Source organism: Streptomyces sp. NPDC058001, from assembly GCF_042886315.1.
In the GTDB taxonomy this organism is placed as follows: Bacteria; Actinomycetota; Actinomycetes; order Streptomycetales; family Streptomycetaceae; genus Streptomyces.
Genome location: NZ_JBHVQT010000005.1, coordinates 359099 through 378089 on the forward strand (window position 1 = coordinate 359099; position 18991 = coordinate 378089).

Consider the following 18991-nt stretch of genomic DNA (forward strand, 5'->3'; position numbering starts at 1 on the left):
CCCCAGGCCCTTGGCCCGGCCGGCCTCATGGCGTCGAACGCCATCCGCCGCACCGGCCTGTCGCCGAGCCGTACCCCGTCGGGCACGTCCCGACTCGCGCGCCGCGTCCGATCGCCGCGATCCTTGGTCGACACGGGTCAGCCCTTGAGGGGCGAGCGGGACAGGCGGATCGCAGAGACGAGGAAGAAGATCCCTCCGAGCGTGGCGTAGCCGGCGAGGGTGGTCAGCGAGGGGTCATCCTGTGACGCGCCTCGGAAGAAGGACGCGCCGGCCAGCACCGAGATGCCACCGCTGACGATCATGGCCCACTGGCCGCCCATCGGCCGGCGCGCGACGCCCACGAGGAGCTGGACCAGGCCGGAGACGACCGCCCACGCGCCCCAGACGCGCAGTACATCGGCGACGCCCGAGGCACTGGCGACCGCGACGCCGACGGCGGCGAGCGAGCTGATGGCCATGTTGGTGTACAGGCCCTTGACCGACCTGGTGGCGCGCGCCGACCTGGCGTCGACGACGGCGGCGGCCACGTCGAAGGCGGGATAGAGGAACAGCAGCAGCTTGGTCCCGGTGGTGAGGTCGGAGCCGGACACCAGCAGGAGCACCGCCCACGCGGCGGCGAAGCCGAAGCGGATGAAGTACAGCCGACGCAGGGCGGGCGCGGCGCCGACGTGCTCGGCGGAGGCGACGGATGCCATGGGGTTCTCCAGTGTGCGGGAATGGCTACGGGCGATGAGAGGCTCAAACAAGAGAGAACGGTCTCTCTTGTTTGCAGCCTGGCACAGTCCATCCGCGGAAACAAGAGAGGTCGTTCTACCTAGGGTGTAGAGAGATCGTTCTACCAGCTACGATGGGCGACGTGACGCAGACGGAAGCCGGTACCGGTAAGAGGGTCTCCGAGGCCCGAGAGCGGCTCCTGAGGACCGCCGGGCAGCTCTTCTACGCCGAGGGCATCCACACGGTGGGCGTCGACCGTCTGGTCGCCGAGGCGAAGGTCACCAACGCCACCTTCTACCGCCACTTCCGCAGCAAAGAAGACCTGGCCGTCGCCTACATCGGAAGCGTCGACCAGGCGATCCGCACCCAGATCGGCGCCCTGATGGCCGCGGACGTGCCGACCGACGGCATCCTGCGGGGTGTTGGTGCGTCCCTGGTCGAGCAGATCTGCTCGCCCGGCTACCGCGGATGCGCCTTCCTCAACGCGGCAGCGGAATTCCCTGCCCCCGACCATCCGGTCCACCGGGCCGTCGTGCAGCACCGCGAGTGGTTCCTGCAGACGATCACCGGATTGTTCGCCGAGATCACGGACGCGTCCGCCGAGTACGCCGGGCGGCACTTCGTCATGCTCCGCGACGGCGCGATGAGCGCCGGGTACCTCGGCGACCCCGTCCTGGCCGGCGAGACCCTGCTGCGCGGCATCGAAGGACTGCTGCGGGTCCACGCCGCCCGTGGGCTCGACGAGGGCGCCGCCCCCGCCCCCGACCAAGCATCTTCGTCGGTCACGACGGTCCCCGACATACAGTGCTCGCCGCCCAGCGTGTAGCGGTCGGGGCACGGTGTTCATGCTCGGAGTTGTAGTTGCGGACGTAGGCCCCGCTCTCGCCGTGCGCGCGCCGGCGCTCGCACCACTTGGCCAGGCAACGACGGGAAATCGCGGCCTTCGCCGCGACGTGCGCGATCGGACGCCCTGCATCCACGCGCTCACGTAACCGGCGACGCCCTTCCGACGTCAGCGGGGCGTTGGGATGTCCCGTCATGAGGTCTGTGTTCACGCGGGGTGGACGGCGATCGAGCAGAGCCTCTTGGTGGCACGTGTGAGAGCGACATACAGGTCGCGTTCGCCGCTGGGGCGGGCCTCGGTGATTTCCTGCGGGCCGACGACAATGCACGCGTCGAACTCCAGGCCGCGGGTCTCGGACGCCGGCACGAGCCGCGCCCACCGTGTGACGTCGGCTGACGCCATGTCATCGAGCCGGGTATCCGCGCAGATCACGGCGAGCAGGTCGCCCGGATGTGCTGCGGCCTGGGCCTGGAGCTCTCCGGCCACGGTGGCGGCGAGTGTGTGCGGATGTGCGGTGAGGCTGCGGGGAGGCTCGCCGTGGCGGATGGACCGGCTCGGCGTCTGACCGGGGGCGATCCGCGCGAGCAGGTCGCGGGTCGTGGCCAGGATCTCCTGGGTCGTGCGGTAGCTGACGGTCAGGGTGTGCAGGGTGAACCGGGTGCCGAGATGCGGGCCCAGCGCCTGGGACCAGTCGCTCGCCGCCGTCGCGGGACCCGCCTGGGCGAAGTCGCCCACCAGCGTCATCGACCTGGCCGGGCACCGGCGCAGCACCATCCGCCACTGCATGGCGGTCAACTCCTGTGCCTCGTCGACGACGACGTGCCCGAACGTTCGCCCCGGCGGCCCGCCCACCAGGTTCGCCGCCTCGTCCAACAGCGCCACATCGGCATCGGTCCACGGGGCGTCAGCAGGGCGCAGCAGCCGGCCGCGTTCGTCATCGGTGAGTGACGGCAGATGTGTGGCCAGCGTGCGGGCGTCCGTCAGCAGGGCCCGTACGACCGTTTCGGGCGTCAGCCGTGGCCAGATGGACTCCACCGCACCCTCGGCGTGGGCGTCGCCCATAAGGTTCGCGCGCAGAGCCTCCGCATCGAACATCTCGGCCGGATCGGCGGCTGCCGCGCCATCGAAACCGAGAGCTTGCAGGTCGGCCTCGGCCGCGGCATCGAGGTCGAGGCTCGTACTGTCAGCGATCTCGGCGTCGATGTGCGCAAGGGCCTCGGCAATGCCACGCTCCAGCGTGCTCGTGACCATGCCGATCAGGTACTCCTTGAACACCTCCCGCGCCCGGTTGTGCGCCAGGCCGCTCGCCACCGCAGCCTCTCGTGCCACCGCGACATCCACGCTCGTCAGACAGACCCACTCCTGCCCCACACGTGCCGCGAACCGGGAGTCCAAAGGCGCCTGCCGGGAGTGCACCAGGCCCGCCAGCGCCTCGGCCATGGCGGAGCTGCCCTTGAGCCGTGCGACATCGGACGGCTCCACAGCAGCGGGCACCACTCCGGCCAGCTCCCCGCACGTCGCCAGGGCCACGTCGTTCTCCCCGAGCGAGGGGAGTACGCGCGAGACGTAGTCGAGGAAGCGCGCGTTCGGCCCGAGCACCAGGACACCGCGCTCGGCGGCGCGCGGGAACGCGTACAGCACGTACGCCGCCCGGTGCAGCGCGACAACCGTCTTGCCCGTACCCGGTCCGCCCTGCACCACCGTCACCCCCCGATGCGGGGAACGGACGATCGCGTCCTGCTCCGCCTGGAGCGTCGCCACCGCCGCGCGCATCCGCCCCGTGCGCTGCGCCTCCAGCGCCTCCGTCAGCGGACCGTCGCCGAGGATGTCGCCGGCCGCGGGTGCGGATCCGTCCAACAACTCGTCGCTCACCGCCCGCACAGCGCGTTCCTCCACCCGCAGGTGACGGCGTCGCCGCAGTCCCATCGGGTGGACGGCCGTCGCCGAATAGAAGGGCCGTGCCGCTTTTGCCCGCCAGTCGACGAGCAGCGGCAGGTCCCGGTCGCCCAGGTGCAGGCCGAGCCGTCCGATGTGCAGGACAGTGCCGTCCGCGCCGTCGATCCGGCCGAAAACCAGCCCCTCCTCGGCCCCCGCGAGCCGGTGGACCTGCCGTGCCAGACGCTCTGCGGCGACATCACGCGCGTACACCTCTCCCGCGCTGTCGGCCGGCGACTTCAGTACGTCATCCAGCTGGGCCCGTGCATCCGCGACTCGCTCTTCGAGCAGCCCGTACATCGCGGATACGTGGGCCTGCTCCACCTCGACCTGTCCTACGGCACCCTGGTTGAACTGCGGCAAAGCCGTGCTCCTCTCGACTCGGCCCTCCACTATGCAGATAAATCTCCATGAAAGTAAGGCTTGACTTACTTGTCTGCATCAGCCGCCCAGGCCCGGTTCGCCACCGGACCTCTCGAGTTGAGGAGAAGGCCGGGCTGCATTCCAGCCTGAAGCGATCCGAGCAGGAGGACGTCCGGCATTCGCCGCCATGCCGGAGCCTTTGTCCCGTCGCCTCGCACTCGACTACGCGCCGCCACCGGGATCGGTATCCGGCCGTCGCGGCAGTGCAGGGGACGCGCCGGGACTGGTGGCGGCGTCGGAGGGGCGTTGTCCATCCGGTGCGGGGTTCGGGTTGACCTTCGAGTTGGGTCGAAGGTCTAGCTTCGAGGCATGACCAGCTACCGCATTTCGCAGCTCGCCGAGCGCTCCGGTGTTCCGGCCACGACGCTGCGCTTCTACGAGGACGCCGGTCTGCTGAGTGCCGACCGTACGCCTGCCGGGTATCGCGTGTACGGCGAGGACGCGGTGGAGCGTCTGGCCTTCATCTCCTCGGCCAAGCTGCTGGGCCTGGCCCTGGACGAGATCCGTGAGCTGCTGGACCTCCGTGAGGAAGGGGTGTGTGCGTCCGTACGGGCGCGGATGCTCCCGCTCGTCGCCGACCGGATCACGGAGACCGATGGACGGATCGCCGAGTTGGGCGCGTTCTCCAGCCACCTCTCCGATGTCCACGCCGAGTTGTCGGGCCCCGCGCCCGCTGGTGCGTGCGGGCCGGACTGCGGTTGCACGACGACCGCCGCTCCGGCGGCGCGGCCTGTGCCGATCGCGCTGTCACCGACCCGTGTCCGGGACGTTCCGGTGGCCTGCACTCTGGGCGGCGCCGAGCTGGGCGAGCGTACCGAGCAGTGGCGGGCGCTGGTCGGCAAGGCCGAGGGGCGGGAGGAGATTCGCGACGGCGTACGGCTGTCCTTTCCCGCCGGTGCCCAGCTCGCCGGTGACGTCGCCGCCCTCGCCGCGGCCGAACAGGGCTGCTGCGCGTTCTTCGACTTCACCCTGCACCTGACCCCGACCGCTCTCCAACTCGATGTGCGGGCGCCCGAGTCCGCCGCCGGGATACTGGCCGACCTCTTCGGAGCCACCGTATGACTCCCTCGTCCCCCTCCTCCTCGTCACGTCCGTCCCGGCCCTGGGGCACCCTCGGCGCCGGTGCGGTCGCCGTCGCTGCCTGCGCGGTGTGCTGCGCCGGCCCACTCCTGGCCGTCCTCGGCGGCATCGGCGTCACCTCCGCGGTCGGGGCGCTGTGGGTGCCCGCACTGGCAGGGGCGGCCGTAGCCGCCGGGCTCGGTGTCCTGGTCGTCCGACGGCGGCGCCGGGTGGCGGCCTGCCGCACCGCCCCGGTACGGGCCGACCTCGGCATGCCCACCATCCGCTCCCGCCCGGACACGGACCGTCGCAAGGACCTGTGAGGATGGAGCGCACGGCCGCCACGGTGCGAAGGCGCAGTTCGGGTATCACAGCAGGAACCGCAGGGCTTGGCCGAGCGGATGGAACACCATCAGGTCGTGATCTACCTGGCCGCGATAGCGGTGGCCGCGACGCTCAGATGGCCGGCCCCCCGGCCTCGGACCGGGCCTTGAGCACGCGATCAACCCGGTACTCGGCGCCCTCGCGACGACATGAACACCGCCACCAACCCCACATCCCGCTGGCTCTTCGCCGGCCACCGGGCAGGACACCCCGCCCGCCCCGACCACCTGTCCGGGCTCCTGAACGAGACCGGTGAGACATGGAGCCGATACGCCCCGAGGGATCGAGCGGCAGGCCAGGGCACCCCTGACCTGCCACTGCCTCACGAAGCCGTCGGCTGCTGGTGGCTGCCATAGGGCCGGGTGATGATCTCCATGCCGTGCCCGGCTGGATCCATGAAATACAGGCCACGCCCACCGTGATGGTGGTTGATCTCTCCAGGCTGCTTCAGATGCGGATCGGCGTAGTACGTGATCCCGGCCTGCTGGATACGCGCGAAGGCCGCGTCGAACTCCTCATCGGAGACGAGGAACGCATAGTGCTGCATGACGATCGACTCCGCCGGGATGGCGGCGAAGTCCAGGGTGACCCCGTTGCTGGTGGCCACGGGAATGAACGGACCCGATTCGGTTCCGACCTCAAGCCCCAGGATGTGCGCCAGGAACTCGGCCGACTCCCGGTTGTCCCGGGCATGGACGATGGTGTGGTTCAACTCGACTGACATGTGTGGGATGCCTCCGCAAGGCAATCTCACGGGCACCTCCATGCCTCACCCAGCCGGTGACCGACACGCGATGCCGTACTCATGATCCTAAGCAACATCGCTCACGGCGTCGAGGGCCGCACCCAGTAGCCGCCGATCCGGCTACCGGTACCAGTCTTCGCCGTCGCTTTCCAATGCGCTGCGCACGTAGCGTTCGAGGGTGGGGGCGATGTCTGTTCGGCTGTCGGTTTCGTGGTCCCAGACGAATACCTCGTCGCGTTGCGGGGTCCGTACGAAAGCGAATTGGTCTCCGCCACCGTTGTCTCCGAAGAACAGGAGTGGGTCGAACGGCATGTAGAGCGTCCGGTACTGTTCGTTTCCCCGGAAGGAGCGGTTGTCGTCGAGGATGCGTTCGGTGGTCCAGATGACTTCTGTTCCGTATTCGTCTTCCAGCCCGTTGCTTTCGAGGAGCAGTTCCTTCAGGCCGCGGGGGATGGATTGTCCGAGCGCGGCTTCGATGCGGTCGAGCGTATCCCGGTCTGCTGGCGGGCGTGATTCGGCCGAGGGGAATTCTTCGAAGATTTCACGCCACATTGAATAGTCCTGACCTTTTGCAGAGTCTCATCTGGTGCGTGGGCTGAACCAGTTGCCGAGCATATCATCGACCTTGGTGACGTGGTCGAGGACTTCTTGCCGTGTCGGATTCGGGTGGCTGTTATAGAACTTGTTCCATTCCACGCGGATCTGGCTGAGGTGCACTTTGCTGTTGATGTCGCCCTTGGGGATTCCGCGGAGGTTTTCCAGGGAGTGGATCTCGTCCGCGGAGAAGAGGCCCGGGTATTTGGAGAGGGTCTGCTGTTCGATGGCGTGGTGGACGACTACCTTGCCTTTCAGGTGGGGGTGCGCGGCGAAGAAGGTCTTCTTGTAGCTGTGGCTGGCCGTGCTTCCGACGGAGGCTTCGGCCCTGGTGGGAATGTTCGGGCCGAGCACGGATTCGTTGCGGGCGGCTGCCTGTTTCGCTGCGTCTTCGCATGGCGTCAGCCCGAGGGGGTCGCACCAGGTCGACGGATTGTGTACGTAGGCGTGCGGGTTGGGGCCCGCGGCGAGGCCGAGCGGATCGCTGGTGAGGTAGCGGGCGGTCTCGGGGTCGTAGTGCCGGAAGAAGTTGTGATGGAGGCCGGTTTCGGGGTCGTAGTACTGGCCGGGGAATCTCAGGGGCGTGTAGGCGGTGGCGGTGGTGTTCCACATCGTGGCGCCCCACAGGGGCGCCTGGGAGTACCAGGCGATCTGCCCGGTTTCGTCGACGAGTTCGGTGGGGGTGCCGATCAGGTCGGTGACGATCGCGAAGAACCGCTGGTCCACCACCTCCTGGCGGGTGTCGGCGGTTGTGATGCGTTCGGTCTGCGCGACGGGTCGCAGTCCCTGGTGATCCCAGGTGAGGGTGACGGGGTGGGGCAGGTCGGTGGACAGTGTGGTCTGTTCGCAGAGGGTGGTGCCGTCCCAGGTGAAGTCCGTGTGCTCCAGGAGTTGGGTGCCGTCGGGGCTGTGCCGCTGTTTGGCGATGCGCCGGCCGAGTGGGTCGTAGAGGTAGGTCCAACGGCTGCCGTCGGGGGTGGTGACAGCAGTGAGCCGGTCCTCCGCGTCCCACTCGTAGCGCCAGGTGTCCGGCTTGCGCGAGAGGCGGGTCTTCTGCCGCAGGACGACGCGGCCCTGGCCGTCGTGTTCGTAGCGGATGTTTCCGGCTTGCAGGAGGCGGGTGCCTTCGTACGTTCGTGGGCCGGTGGCGTCCTGGCCCGCGTACGGTGCGGGCCAGGACGCGTGTGTCTGGTTGCCGTCGCTGTCGTAGGCGTAGTGCTCGGTTCCCTTGCGGGAGCGGACTGTGCGGGGGCGTCCTTCCGGGTCGAGACCGTAGTGACGGGTGCCCCGGAGGTCGGCGACTTCGGTGAGGTGACCGTCGGGCCGGTAGGTGTAGCGCCGTTGGGCGTGTGGGTGTCCGTGGGTGGTGAGTGTCTGGGTGGTGACGCGGCCCAGGTCGTCGTACGTGTGGGCGAGCCGGGTCGCGGACCCGATGTGCCGGGTGGTCTCCTGTCCTGCCCTGTCATGTTCGAAGCGCAGGGTGTGGCCGGCGGTGACCAGTTGAGTGCTGCTGCCCGCGGCGTCGTAGGTCCACTGGCTTGTCCCGCCCGAGGGGGTGGTGCGGTTGCTGCGTCGCCCGGCCGGTCGTAAGTGTGGGTGAGGCGGCGGCCGTTGACCGTTTCGGACAGCAACCGGCCCGAGGCATCGCGGCTGATGCCGATCGTCGCGGCCGGTCCACTCGCCGCGATGAGGCGTCCGCACGCGTCGTAGTGGAAGTCGGTGACAGCGCCGTCCTCGTTCTTGCGGACGACGCGGCCGAGAGCGTCGTGCTCGCTGCGGACGGTCTGGCCCAGGGCGTTGGTACGGGCGATGAGCTGGCCGGCGGGATCGTAGGTATAGCGGGTGAGGCGGCCGTCGAAGTCGGTCTCGCGGATGAGACGGCCCGCGGGGTCGTATGCGTAGTGCCAGGTGGCGCCGGCGGGGTTGGTCACCTGGACCGGGCGCAGATCGGCGTCATAGGTGTAGGTGGTGCGGGCTCCGTTGGCATCGGTGCGGGCGGCCAGCAGGTCGAAGTCGGTGTACTCGTAGGTGCTGGTGTTTCCGGCGGCGTCGACATGGCGGATGCAGTTACCCTCGCCGTCGTAGGTGAAGGTGTCCGTGCTGGCTCGCGAGCTGGCCCTCGACCGTCCACTGGAGATGTGTGACCGCGCCTGCCGGGTCCGTCATGGTGGTGGTGCGGCCGAGGGCGTCCCGTTCATGCCGGATGACCGCGCCCAGAGGGTCGGTGATCTCAAGGGGCAGTCCTGCGACGTCGGTCCGGATCGTGGTGGTGGCTCCGAGCGGGTCGGTATAGCCGGCGAGATGGCCCGCGGTTGTGTAGGTGTAGCGGGTTGTCTCGCCGTCCGTGTCGGTGACGGCGATGCGGTTGCCGCGCGTGTCGTACGCGCAGTGCACGGTGGCGCGGTCGGGCAGGGTGAGGGTGAGCGGCAGACCGAGTTCGTTGTACTCGTATGCGGTCTGGGCTCCATCGGGACGGATCACGGCGAGAGGGCGTCCGGACTCGTCGTTGACGAAGCGTGTGGTGTGTCCGAGGGCGTTGGTCCGCGACAGGATGTGGTGATTGCTGTCGTAGGCGGTTCGCGTGATGTGCCCGAGCGGGTCGATCTCGGCGACGACCTGGCTGCCGGCGCTGATGACGTAACGGCTGACGGCTCCTGCCGCGCTGGTGAGTGTGGTGACGCGGTGTCCGGTGAAGGCCGGGTCGGTGCCGTCGTAGGCGAAGGTGTAGGCCATGTGCCCTTCGCCGCCCGCCTGGGAGGTGCAGCGGTCCTGTTCGTCGTACCCGTAGACGTAGCTGCTGTCGTTGGTGTCGGTCCAGGAGGTGACGCGGAGCCGGTCGTCGTAGGTGAGGCGCAGCGGCAGCCCGCTGGAGTCGGTGATGTCGGTGAGCTGGCCGTCGGTGTAGCCGAACCGCTTGATGGCGGTGTCGGCCCCATCGGCCGCTGAGCCGACGAGGTTCAGGGCGGTGACGCGGCCGTCTTCGGTCGCGATGGCGAGGTGGTATCCGCCGCAGTGGCGTATACCGAGCGGGACACCGTGTGTGTCGTAGTCGAAGTCGATGGTGTTGCCGTTGCGATCCACGAGGCGTTCCAGGAGCGCCACTTGGTCGGAGAGGGGCCCGAACTGGCGGGTGTGGCCCGTGTCCGGGTCCACTATCCGGTAAGCCGCCTGCGGCGAGAGAAGTGAGCGGCCAGCGCGGCCCCGATTCCGGGAGGACGGGGCGGCCGGGGGTGTCAGGGTGGGGGTAGTTGAGGAGCATGCCGTCCTCGGTGACGAAGACGATGCCGTCGTCGCCTTCCTCCAGGCGCTGGTCGATGGTGGAGGACCATGTGGGGCCGAACCACCAGCCGGTGCGGTAACTGGAGGCGACCCGGCGTGTGAAGGCGAAGGGCAGCACCCCGGGAAGCTCGATGTCCGTCTGCGTCAGGTACATGGAGCCGGTGGCCACATCGACCGGATCACCGCAGCCGACGATCTTGTTTTTAAGCCGGTTGTAGGCCCCCTTGGCCCCGTCGGCGAGCATGCCTTTCGCATTCTTGCCGAGGCCCTTGGCCGCCGCGCTCATGCCCTTCATCCCGCCTTTGAGCCCTTTGAGACCCTTCGCGATGCCGCGGAGGCTGGTGAGGCCCTTCATGCCGGGGATGCAGTCCAGGGCGGCGAAGCCGACGTCCCAGAGGGATGCCTGTCCCTTGAAGTATTTGTTGAGGGTGTCCGCGAGGACGATGAGGGCCGCGATGAGGACGATCGCGCCGAGGATGGGCCCGCCGATGATCAGGGCGATGATGCCGAGGACGGCGACGACGACTTTGCAGACGGCGACGATGGTGTCCCAGTTGTCGGTGAACCAGTCGCCGACCTCTTCCCACCACTTGCGGTTGTGGATCCCGGCGTCGGAGGCGTCGTCGAGTTTGTCCTTCGCCTCGCGCGCCGCGTCCTCCCGCATCTTGCGGGTGTCCCCGGCCATCTTCTTGGCCGCGTCCAGCGCGTTCGACGCCGAGGACACATCCGACTGCGCACTCGTACGGGCATCCTTCGCGCTCTGCGCGTCCCGGGTCGCCGCCTTCACCTTGTCCGGATCCGGCTTGGGGACGTCCTTGCCGCCGGCGGGGTCGTCCTTGTATTTGTCGGCCTCTTTGCCGGCGCGGTCCACCCAGGATTCGGCGGAGGTCAGCTTGGACTGGGCCGAGGAGAGATCGGTCTGCGCCTCGCGGCCCTTGACGAGTGCCTTGTCGGCGAGGGCCTGTGCACGCTCCAGTTTCGGCCAGTACGCGGCGAGCGCGTCGCCCGCCATCTCGTACGACTTCTTCAGCTTCCGCAGGTTCTTCGGCACACCGGAGAACTCGTCCTGGAACGCCTTGGCGGACTTGCCCGCCCAGACCAGGACCGTGTCCTCCTCGGCCATGCCTTTGATCAGCCGCAGCGCCTCGGCGACGTCGTCCGCGAAGTCGTGCAGCCCCTTTCGCCAGCGTCCGCACCCGGTCCGGATCACCCGGCGTCGGGTCCTTGTCCAGGTCCAGGACATGCCAATCCGTCGGCCGATACCCCACAACTCCCCCGAAATACACGACTGCAACGCCAGCGAACTGCAACGCTAGGACAGTCACGCGATCCCTGTCACGATGTCACGACCCGATTGCGACAGATCGGCCGGGCGACAGGGCGCCTCGGTGCCCTGAACGCCGGGGACATTCCCCCTCAAAGGTGAGGCTGCCCCAACGGCCCGTACCGACGCTTCCTCGGCGGCGGCACGCAGGCGACGGAGCGTTCCATGTTGGACGCCCTGGTCGATGAGCGCCTTTTGAGACGGACGACTGGTCGCTGGACAGAGTTCAAGGTGTGCGGAAGCCGGTGGAACACGGCGTCAGGGAGGGGACGTGATCTGATCATGGAACGAGTCGTTGATCTTGATCAGGCAGCTGCAGTAATTGCTGAGCGGGCCGCGCGATGGCTGGAGGCCGGCCTCACAGTTGGGGAGGTGACGTGGCGTGACGAAGCCGCGCCGTGGTCGCAGCAGCTTGAGACTGACCGGGAGCTCGTACGTGATCCTGACTCGGTCGGCGTGCTCATCTCCGGTCCGGCGGACGCTGAACTGTCCCTGGTGCTCTTCCGCGGAGGTTGGGCCGATGTGGACTTCGTCGCCGGCCTCGACGACGCCGGAACACTGCTGGCATTCGGCACCCAGCTCGACCAGTGGGTGCCACGGGTCGTCGGGAAGATCAGCGGCAAGTAGAGCTGGAGAGGCCAGCAGCCATCTGCTCCGGCTACCCGACCAACACATCTAGAGTTAGCTGAATGACGCACTTCGAAGTCATCACTCGCATTGCGGCAGCCCCGCAGCGCGTCTTCGACGTGTCGCTGGAGGTGGATGTCCACACCCGGTCGATGGCCAGGTCCGGTGAACGGGCCGTCGGCGGTGTCACCGTCGGCCGCATGTCCCTTGGCGACACCGTCACCTGGCAGGCCAGGCACTTCGGCCTGCGCTGGCAGATGACCTCCTGGATCAGTGCCTTCGACCCCCCGGGCAATTTTGTTGACGAACAGGTATCTGGCCCGTTCAAGTACTGGTGCCATGCCCACTACTTCGAGCCAGACGGTCACCGCGGCACTCTGATGCGTGATGTGGTCGACTTCGCCGCTCCGTTCGGCCCGCTGGGATCCTTCACTGAGGTCGTCATGCTCGACCGGTACATGTCGCGGCTCATCCGCATCCGCAACGACCACGTCAAGGCCGTCGCCGAGGCGACGTCCGGCGGCACCTCATCCTCGGCGTGATCCTGATCCATGATTGGGCTGCCGCAGGATGGGCGGCGGCCGTACACAGAAGGGCTGCCGGGGCCCGCGGCCGGGACCCGTACCGCGCCCGCGCTGGCGGCCCCAGCCCTCCGTAGCCGGGTCGGAGGGGGCTCGGCGTCCTGCTCGTGGACCACTTCCTTCCCGGTCAGCGCAAGCATGGCCCCCCGTTCCCTCAGGTCGAGACGGAACGGGGTGCTGACGCCGTAGCCTGCGGCAGCGACCACGACCGGGACAATCAGCACCCACCCGGACGAGTTGTCCAACAGATCCAGCGTGAGGCGCCAATTCTCCTGGTGAACGGTGCCGCCCGGGATGCTGGAGACCGCGGCACGGTACTGGGGAGGGATCCGGAAGATCGGATCGATCACCTCACCCTCCTCGACCACTACTCATCGTGGTCAATGCAGACCGTCGAGGGGGAGGTCGCACGCCCTCGTGCGCGACCTCCCCGCCCACCAGCGTCAGAGCAAGGAAAGATCGACGGCGGCGGCCATGGCCTGGTAACCGGCGTCGTTGGGATGCAGGTGGTCGCCCGAGTCGTGGGTCACGTCGAGGGCATCGCCCATCGTCTGGGCCAGGTCGATGACGGCGTCGTACTCCCCGGACTCGCGGATCCAGGCATTGACCTCGGCGCGTTTGGCCTCACTGCGGGGGCTCGGCCGATCATGTCCCGGAGTCCGGCGATGACTTGCTGTGCCGGGACCTCGGTGTAGGGCGCGAGAACCGGGAACGGTGATTCTTCGGCCATCTCGCTGATGGCGATGTCGTTGATCCCGGCGAGCACGATGACGGTGCTCACGCCGGGCTGGGCCAGCGCGTCGCGGTCGAAGCGGGCGGTGGCACGATCTCCCAGCCAGGGCGAGTCGAGCGTCAGCCGGCTGCCACCGAGTCCCTGCTTGAGCACCGCGCGCGGGCGGCCCGCCGCCATCAGCCGCCGAGCGAGCATGTCGGTGAAGCGGCTGTCGGTGTCGGGCCTGCTGCCGGTCCCGTCGACGAGTGAGTCGCCGAAGACGTCCGACGCAGTACGGCGGTCGCCTAACTGCCTTCCTGTTCGCATTCACGAGCTGCGGCCTGTTGCAACGTGCGGTAGCGGTGGAGTGTCTGCGGATCGCCGATCTGTTCGGCAGCCGCGACTGCGGCGTTGAGGACTCCGTCCATCCAGAGCCGTGGAATCCCTTGCAGGTGCTCGTCACTCACGGTGAGCCGACGGCGAGCTGTGGAGTCGTCAGGTGTGAGCGGGGCAACGAGGAAACACTCCTTGACGAAGTGCCGCCACAGTCCCGCGCGCAACCCCTGCTTGTCGGGTGGCATGACGTTCTGAATCTCTTCGAGTGTTTTCCACGCGCTCGAAGCGTCGTCGGCTCGTCGTTGCAGCCGGGCAAGCGTGAGCAGGTTGAACGCTCTTGCCCCCGGCCATGACGCATCGCTGACCGCGATGACTTCTCGCTGCACCGCCACTGCTTCGGTGAGGTAGCCGAGTTGGGCCAGGTGAAACTGCAGAGTGTTGAGTGTGTCCTCGGTGCGTGGCTCGCCGGCTGCCCACTCGGTCATGAACAGGCGGGATGCCTCGCGCTCGCCGAGGCTCGCGGCGTGGTGGGCCCATGATGTGAGGCTCTCGTCGGCCGGGGCGGCAGGGAACTGTGCACGTTGTTCGTTGAGCCACTCCTCAACGGCGGCGTCAGTGTTGTGGTCCGACGTGATGTCGCCCAGGATGCGGCCACGATCAGGGTGGGCACTGGCTCGCACTGCTTCGACGGCAGCTGTGATACCTCCAGTGAGCAGATGGTAGAGGTGGTAGCCGAGAGCCGTGTCAAAGCTGATGTTCTTGGCCGTCCAGTGCAGCCATAGATCCTCCACCTGCCGGTGCTCGGCAACCAGGAAGCCGGCCAGCGTCAAGTCCGAGGCCAACCCCCAGGGGACGACCTCTTGGTAGAACCTGGTCTCCTGTTGGAGGAGGAAGCGCAGGAGCTGCAGGTCCTGGGGGTGGCGGTCGTATTGAAGTGCCCACAGAACTCCCAAGCGGGCGGCCTTGTTGCGGTCGATCACGTGACCTTCGTCGGTGTGCTCCGCAAAGAAGGCCAGGTCGGGCCACGTCTCCGGGTCCCGCCGAGCTCGCTCGAGGTCCCTTCTCGGCACGCGCAGAAGTCGGTCTTGCTCGTCAGCGGTATTCATGATCTTCCCTTCGCTCGATCCTCGTGATTCTGTCTGCTCGTTGCTCGCCCAGCGCGCGGGGGAGCTGATCCGGAAGGCCCCGGTTCTCCTCCGCCAACTGCCGGAAGCGGGCGTTGGCCGCTTCCAGGCGCCGCAGCAAGGAGGCGTCCGATGTGCGCTGACGTGCGCTGACGTGCAGGGAGCGCGGACGAGGGCGCTGGGCGGTGTGCTGCCCGCAGGCGCTCGACTTCAGCCCGCAGGTCCGGCTGACCATAGAGCCAGGACCGCGAGACGCCCGCTCGTTTCGCCACGCCCTCGAAGGTGACCGGTTCACCCGCTGCATCGAGAGAGCGGAGTGCGGGCCTTCTCCCAGTGCTGGCGGACCGTGGTGTCGTTCAGCCGGGCATAGTGCGCCGTCATCTCGCCGGAAGAGTGATCGAGAAGGACGCGTACGACTTCCTGCGGGACGTCCCGGTGATGTGGTTGTGGCGGGACAGAGATCATCTGGCATTCGAGTGGGCGGTCGTGAGCCCGGATTCGAGCGATTCGTCAACCCCGCCCAGTTCGGGACAGGGAGGCCGGAACGTCAGCCGGGCTCCCAAGGCCGCAGCCGCAGACCCTGGGCGGCGGGCAGCACAGGCTGAGGGGACCCGGAGAGAGAACACCGGAGGGCATGGCGGGCGGCGTCGACAAGGCGCGAATCATGAGCGATGGTCACCCGACAGCGACCTCAGACCTTAAGGTCGCAGGCGCGGTTCCTCACGAGGCGACCGCTGCCGCTTTCAGTGGCCGGCGCTCTGGCCGCCGTCCACATGCAGGATCTCGCCCGTGACGAAGGATGCCTGCTCCAGATACCGGATGGCCTGGACGACGTCGTCGACCTCTTCCATCCGCCCGAGCGGGTGGCGGGCGGCGAGCTCGGGCGTCGCGTCGGGGTTCATCGGGGTGCGCACCACGCCCAGCGAGACGGCGTTGACCCGGATGCCGTGCGCCGCGTACTCGATCGCCAGTTCCCTGGTGACGGCGTTCAGCCCGCCTTTGGTGAGTGACGCCAGCGCGCAGGGCACCTGCGAATTCGGCTGGTCGACCAGGGAAGTGGAGATGTTCACCAGGTGACCGCCTCCCTCACGACGGGAGAGCATGGCGCCGAGGGCGCTGCGCGAGACGCTGAAGAAGCCGCGCAGGTTCACGCCGACCATCAGGTCGAAATCCGCGTCCGTGTATTCGGTGAACGGCTTGCCGATGTAGACGCCGGCGCTGTTGACCACGGTGTCGATCCGGCCGAACCCGTCCATCGCCGCCGCCACGATCCGCGCGCCCGCGCCGGACTCAGCCAGATCGTCGTTGAAGGCGAGCACCTGCGGGTCCTCGGACTGCGGCATGGAACGGCTGGTGGCCACGACCGCGTACCCGAGGCCGCGGTAGGCGGTGACGATGGCAGAGCCGATGCCCCCGTTGGCACCGGTGATGATCGCGACCTTCTGGGCGGTGCCCGCACCCGTCGTGTCGTTCATGCTTCACTTCCTTCGCCTGATCAGCGTGGATCAGGCCGGTGACGGTTGTGGTACGCCCCGGGACCCGGCCCCTCGGCCATGGCTCACTCGACAGGTGACCGATCCCCGTCCCACCACGCCCCGGGACGGGGTCACTTGAGGATTTCCAGCATCCGCTTTCCCAGGACCGCAGCCGAAGCCGGGTTCTGCCCGGTGACCAGGTTGCGGTCCTGGACCATGTACGGCTCCCACACCGGGCCGCGGCTGAAGTTGACCCCGACCTTCTCCTGGACGTCGGTCTCCAGCAGCCACGTCACCCTGGAGGCCAACCCGACGCCCTCTTCTTCCTCGTTGGTGAAGCAGGTGATGTTGTAGTCCTTGAACGGCGACTCGCCATGGATCCTGGTGGCCAGCATTGAAGCGGGGCCGTGGCAGACGATGAACAGCGGGTTGCCCGAGGTCAGTTGCCGCGTCAGCAGCCGCCCCACGTCGGCGTCGAACGCCAGGTCCGACATAGGACCGTGACCGCCCGGTACGTACACCGCGTCGTAGTCCTCCAGGCGCACGTGAGACAGCTGCAGTGGCCGGCGCATCGCCTCCGCGGAACGGATGATGGCCTCCAACTCAAGGGCGCTGTCGTTGCCGCCGACCATCTCGGGGCGCAGGCTCATCATGTCGACGGTCGGAGTTACGCCGTTCGGCGTCGCGACGACTACCTCGTGACCGGCGTCCGTGAGGATCTTGTACGGGTTCGCGAACTCCTCGGCCCAGTATCCCGTCGCGTACCTCGTGCCGTCCTTCAGTACCCAGTAGGCGGCTCCGCTGACGATGAACAGCACTTTCGCCATGGCAAGGATCTCCTCTCGGATACGCACGAGGGTTCTGCGGGATGACCCATGAAACCGGTCCGCTCCGTCCAGTCTCTCCCTTCTGGGACCCTATGCACGTCTGCCGACCGGCGCACCCGGACGGTCTCTCCGCCACGGCTGCCCGCCTGGTGGGAAGCGCTGAACCTTGGCAGCCGAGGCAATCCGGTCACATGTCCAGGACCACGTCGGCAGGCGGCGTCGAACAGCAGATGAGGGCGCTTCCCTCAGCGGGGAGGTCCACGGGCTCGGGGGAGTAGTCGACGTGGCCCGAAAGCAGCGCGGTCTCGCAGGTGTGACAGACCCCGGTCCGGCAGGACCAGCGCACGGGAACGTCGCATGCCTCGGCGAGTTCGAGCAGAGTCCCGTAGCCAGGGTGCCAGGGAACGGTCAGGCCACTGCGAGCGAAGGACACGGACGACATGGCTCGTCCGGTGGGACGATGGGCCGGCTGGTGCGGTGCCCGGGTGGATTCCGCCACCACACCGGGGGTGACGGCAGGCGCGGCTCCGAAGGTCTCGGTGCGGATCCGCGTGGACGGCAGGCCGCAGGCCACCAGGGCTGCCGTCATGTCCCGCATGAACGCGACCGGCCCGCAGAGGTAGGCGTCCGTGTCCGGGGGCAGTTCGAGGCCGCGGATCCAATCGATGCCGAGCCGCCCGGACACCGTGTAGTCGATACCTGGGCGATCAACGCCGCGCGGACGGCTGTACGAGACGAATGACCGGCCTGCGGGCAGCCGGGAGAGCAGGGCGCGCACTTCGTCGGCGAAGGGGTGGTTCTCGCCGTCTCGGGCCGCGTGCAGCCACCACACCGGGCGCTGTGAGGGCTCCGCGGCGAGACCGTACAGCATGGCCAGGACCGGGGTGGCACCGACACCGGCGGACAGCAGCAGCACCGGAGTCTCGGTGTCCGCCAGCAGGAACGTACCGCGCGGAGCGGCGACGTCGAGAACATCGTCCACTTTCACCCGCTGGGACAGGTAGGTGCTGGCGACGCCGTGCGGCTCCTGCTTGACACTGATGCGGTACGTCTCGGCGCCCGGACGGCCGGACAGCGAGTAGCTGCGGATGGCTGGGGCGGCCAGTGGGTCCGGCCGCAACCTGACCGCGAGGAACTGCCCCGGCAGTGCGGCCGGGAGCGGCTCACCGTCGACCGACGCCAGAGTGAGTGAGAAGATGCTCGCGCTCTCCGGCTCGATGCGGACGACTTTCAGCGGGCGGAACCCGGGCCATGCCGGGGGCGGACTGGTGGGGGTGAGCCCGCTGTTGCCGCCCACGCTGCCAGGGCCGCGATCCACATCGTCCAGCAGGGCACGCAGCGACGTCTTCCACCCGGGGCTCAACGCAGGGATACGCAGGGCGCGTTCGAGCTGCGGCCGGGAGTGGCCGGGCAGGTAGAGCAGCCCGTCCATCTCGGCGACGGTCATCTCCTCGGGGCCTGGCGCAATCCTGACGATCTCGTCCCCGGCCTGCACCTGCCCTTCTGCCAGCACCCGCATGTAGAAGCCCGGGCGGCGGTGGGAGACGAGCAGCGCGGCCATCTGAGGTTCCCCCATCCGCAACCCCACGCGGTAGCACGTCACGCGGGGCTGCGTGACCTCGAAGACCGCCCCGCCGATCTGAAAGCGGTCGCCGATGCACACCTCGTCGTCGGCGAGTCCGTCCACGGTGAAGTTCTCGCCGAACTGGCCGTACGTGAAGTCGTCCCGCTTCATGTGCTCCTGCCAGTGGCGGTAGGAGTCCAACTGGTAGACCAGTACGGCACGCTGCTCGCCGCCGTGCCCGGCAAGGTCGCCTTGCCCGTCGCCGTCCAGATTGAGCGACCGCGCCATCAGGGGCCCCGCCACGGGTTGCTTCCAGACGCCGGTGCGGATGGTCTTGCCATGCCAGGCGACGTCCTTGGGCATGCCGACGTTCACGGCGATCAGCGTGGCCATACGACATCCCTTCGCTGAGCCGCGGACCGCACCGACCAGATAGAGATGGAT

At 68.1% G+C, this 18991-nt stretch carries 16 protein-coding genes and 4 pseudogenes; 6 read left to right on the forward strand and 14 right to left on the reverse strand.

What is annotated here, in order from left to right:
- Positions 1 to 137 precede the first annotated feature (137 nt).
- Positions 138 to 695, reverse strand: coding sequence for a hypothetical protein (locus ACFVT5_RS14335; RefSeq protein WP_389886126.1), 558 nt, complete (start codon positions 693 to 695; stop codon positions 138 to 140).
- Positions 696 to 847: 152 nt separating this feature from the next.
- Between ACFVT5_RS14335 and ACFVT5_RS14340 the strand changes: the two genes are divergently transcribed.
- The gene (locus ACFVT5_RS14340; protein WP_389886129.1) at positions 848 to 1540 is read left to right on the forward strand and encodes a TetR/AcrR family transcriptional regulator; all 693 of its coding nucleotides are present in this window, start codon (positions 848 to 850) and stop codon (positions 1538 to 1540) included.
- A gap of 225 nt (positions 1541 to 1765) precedes the next feature.
- Here ACFVT5_RS14340 and ACFVT5_RS14345 read toward each other — a convergent pair whose 3' ends face one another.
- The gene (locus ACFVT5_RS14345; protein WP_389886663.1) at positions 1766 to 3793 is read right to left on the reverse strand and encodes a HelD family protein; all 2028 of its coding nucleotides are present in this window, start codon (positions 3791 to 3793) and stop codon (positions 1766 to 1768) included.
- Positions 3794 to 4225: 432 nt separating this feature from the next.
- Between ACFVT5_RS14345 and ACFVT5_RS14350 the strand changes: the two genes are divergently transcribed.
- The 3 genes and pseudogenes from ACFVT5_RS14350 to ACFVT5_RS14360 all read left to right on the forward strand — a co-directional run.
- The gene (locus ACFVT5_RS14350) at positions 4226 to 4978 is read left to right on the forward strand and encodes a heavy metal-responsive transcriptional regulator (RefSeq protein ID WP_389886131.1); all 753 of its coding nucleotides are present in this window, start codon (positions 4226 to 4228) and stop codon (positions 4976 to 4978) included.
- The gene (locus tag ACFVT5_RS14355) at positions 4975 to 5298 is read left to right on the forward strand and encodes a hypothetical protein (RefSeq protein WP_389886134.1); all 324 of its coding nucleotides are present in this window, start codon (positions 4975 to 4977) and stop codon (positions 5296 to 5298) included. The genes ACFVT5_RS14350 and ACFVT5_RS14355 overlap by 4 nt, the downstream gene beginning before the upstream one ends.
- 78 nt (positions 5299 to 5376) lie before the next feature.
- Positions 5377 to 5500 (forward strand): annotated as a pseudogene (locus tag ACFVT5_RS14360) (arsenic resistance protein); the annotation flags it as partial.
- A 181-nt stretch (positions 5501 to 5681) separates the two neighbouring features.
- Here the strand turns inward: ACFVT5_RS14360 and ACFVT5_RS14365 are convergent.
- From ACFVT5_RS14365 to ACFVT5_RS14390, 6 genes and pseudogenes are all read right to left on the reverse strand, one after another.
- Entirely contained in the window at positions 5682 to 6083 is a 402-nt protein-coding gene (locus ACFVT5_RS14365) for a VOC family protein (RefSeq protein ID WP_389886137.1), read from the reverse strand.
- 141 nt (positions 6084 to 6224) lie between these two features.
- The gene (locus ACFVT5_RS14370) at positions 6225 to 6656 is read right to left on the reverse strand and encodes an SMI1/KNR4 family protein (protein WP_389886140.1); all 432 of its coding nucleotides are present in this window, start codon (positions 6654 to 6656) and stop codon (positions 6225 to 6227) included.
- A gap of 27 nt (positions 6657 to 6683) precedes the next feature.
- Entirely contained in the window at positions 6684 to 8399 is a 1716-nt protein-coding gene (locus tag ACFVT5_RS14375) for an RHS repeat domain-containing protein (protein WP_389886143.1), read from the reverse strand.
- Positions 8345 to 8836: pseudogene (locus ACFVT5_RS14380) on the reverse strand (type IV secretion protein Rhs); the annotation flags it as partial. The pseudogene ACFVT5_RS14380 and the gene ACFVT5_RS14375, both read right to left, overlap by 55 nt.
- Positions 8766 to 9851 carry a hypothetical protein gene (locus ACFVT5_RS14385; RefSeq protein WP_389886146.1) on the reverse strand — a complete coding sequence of 362 codons (1086 nt, stop codon included), beginning with the start codon at positions 9849 to 9851 and terminating at the stop codon, positions 8766 to 8768. The gene ACFVT5_RS14385 and the pseudogene ACFVT5_RS14380, both read right to left, overlap by 71 nt.
- Positions 9852 to 10002: 151 nt before the next feature.
- Positions 10003 to 11220 (reverse strand): annotated as a pseudogene (locus ACFVT5_RS14390) (DUF6531 domain-containing protein); the annotation flags it as partial.
- 246 nt (positions 11221 to 11466) lie between these two features.
- On the opposite strand from ACFVT5_RS14390, the gene ACFVT5_RS14395 reads away from it, so the two are divergent.
- Together ACFVT5_RS14395 and ACFVT5_RS14400 are read left to right on the forward strand one after the other, a co-directional pair.
- On the forward strand, positions 11467 to 11928 hold the full coding sequence (locus tag ACFVT5_RS14395) for a hypothetical protein (RefSeq protein ID WP_389886149.1): 462 nt from the start codon (positions 11467 to 11469) through the stop codon (positions 11926 to 11928).
- Between the two features lie 62 nt (positions 11929 to 11990).
- Complete coding sequence (locus tag ACFVT5_RS14400; RefSeq protein WP_389886152.1) at positions 11991 to 12470, forward strand: SRPBCC family protein; 480 nt, start codon at positions 11991 to 11993, stop codon at positions 12468 to 12470.
- Positions 12471 to 12583: 113 nt separating this feature from the next.
- Here ACFVT5_RS14400 and ACFVT5_RS14405 read toward each other — a convergent pair.
- The 6 genes and pseudogenes from ACFVT5_RS14405 to ACFVT5_RS14430 form a co-directional block, all read right to left on the reverse strand.
- A pseudogene (locus ACFVT5_RS14405) lies at positions 12584 to 12877 on the reverse strand (transposase); the annotation flags it as partial.
- 158 nt (positions 12878 to 13035) lie between these two features.
- Positions 13036 to 13548: a GDSL-type esterase/lipase family protein gene (locus ACFVT5_RS14410; protein WP_389886154.1), complete on the reverse strand. Its 513-nt coding sequence runs from the start codon at positions 13546 to 13548 to the stop codon at positions 13036 to 13038.
- Complete coding sequence (locus ACFVT5_RS14415; RefSeq protein WP_389886157.1) at positions 13527 to 14663, reverse strand: hypothetical protein; 1137 nt, start codon at positions 14661 to 14663, stop codon at positions 13527 to 13529. The genes ACFVT5_RS14410 and ACFVT5_RS14415 overlap by 22 nt, the downstream gene beginning before the upstream one ends.
- A 761-nt stretch (positions 14664 to 15424) precedes the next feature.
- Entirely contained in the window at positions 15425 to 16156 is a 732-nt protein-coding gene (locus ACFVT5_RS14420) for an SDR family NAD(P)-dependent oxidoreductase (protein WP_389886160.1), read from the reverse strand.
- 131 nt (positions 16157 to 16287) lie between these two features.
- A complete protein-coding gene (locus ACFVT5_RS14425; protein WP_389886162.1) occupies positions 16288 to 16983 on the reverse strand; it encodes a type 1 glutamine amidotransferase domain-containing protein in 696 nt (231 codons plus the stop codon).
- Positions 16984 to 17170: 187 nt separating this feature from the next.
- Complete coding sequence (locus ACFVT5_RS14430; RefSeq protein ID WP_389886165.1) at positions 17171 to 18940, reverse strand: MOSC domain-containing protein; 1770 nt, start codon at positions 18938 to 18940, stop codon at positions 17171 to 17173.
- Positions 18941 to 18991 lie beyond the last annotated feature (51 nt).

What these genes read in the sequence shown, in the direction of transcription:
- ACFVT5_RS14335 (WP_389886126.1), bottom strand. Translation starts at nt 695, where the DNA reads ATGGCATCCGTCGCCTCCGCCGAGCACGTCGGCGCCGCGCCCGCCCTG.
- ACFVT5_RS14340 (WP_389886129.1), top strand. Translation starts at nt 848, where the DNA reads ATGGGCGACGTGACGCAGACGGAAGCCGGTACCGGTAAGAGGGTCTCC.
- ACFVT5_RS14345 (WP_389886663.1), bottom strand. Translation starts at nt 3,793, where the DNA reads ATGTACGGGCTGCTCGAAGAGCGAGTCGCGGATGCACGGGCCCAGCTG.
- ACFVT5_RS14350 (WP_389886131.1), top strand. Translation starts at nt 4,226, where the DNA reads ATGACCAGCTACCGCATTTCGCAGCTCGCCGAGCGCTCCGGTGTTCCG.
- ACFVT5_RS14355 (WP_389886134.1), top strand. Translation starts at nt 4,975, where the DNA reads ATGACTCCCTCGTCCCCCTCCTCCTCGTCACGTCCGTCCCGGCCCTGG.
- ACFVT5_RS14365 (WP_389886137.1), bottom strand. Translation starts at nt 6,083, where the DNA reads ATGTCAGTCGAGTTGAACCACACCATCGTCCATGCCCGGGACAACCGG.
- ACFVT5_RS14370 (WP_389886140.1), bottom strand. Translation starts at nt 6,656, where the DNA reads ATGTGGCGTGAAATCTTCGAAGAATTCCCCTCGGCCGAATCACGCCCG.
- ACFVT5_RS14395 (WP_389886149.1), top strand. Translation starts at nt 11,467, where the DNA reads ATGTTGGACGCCCTGGTCGATGAGCGCCTTTTGAGACGGACGACTGGT.
- ACFVT5_RS14400 (WP_389886152.1), top strand. Translation starts at nt 11,991, where the DNA reads ATGACGCACTTCGAAGTCATCACTCGCATTGCGGCAGCCCCGCAGCGC.
- ACFVT5_RS14410 (WP_389886154.1), bottom strand. Translation starts at nt 13,548, where the DNA reads ATGCGAACAGGAAGGCAGTTAGGCGACCGCCGTACTGCGTCGGACGTC.
- ACFVT5_RS14415 (WP_389886157.1), bottom strand. Translation starts at nt 14,663, where the DNA reads ATGAATACCGCTGACGAGCAAGACCGACTTCTGCGCGTGCCGAGAAGG.
- ACFVT5_RS14420 (WP_389886160.1), bottom strand. Translation starts at nt 16,156, where the DNA reads ATGAACGACACGACGGGTGCGGGCACCGCCCAGAAGGTCGCGATCATC.
- ACFVT5_RS14425 (WP_389886162.1), bottom strand. Translation starts at nt 16,983, where the DNA reads ATGGCGAAAGTGCTGTTCATCGTCAGCGGAGCCGCCTACTGGGTACTG.
- ACFVT5_RS14430 (WP_389886165.1), bottom strand. Translation starts at nt 18,940, where the DNA reads ATGGCCACGCTGATCGCCGTGAACGTCGGCATGCCCAAGGACGTCGCC.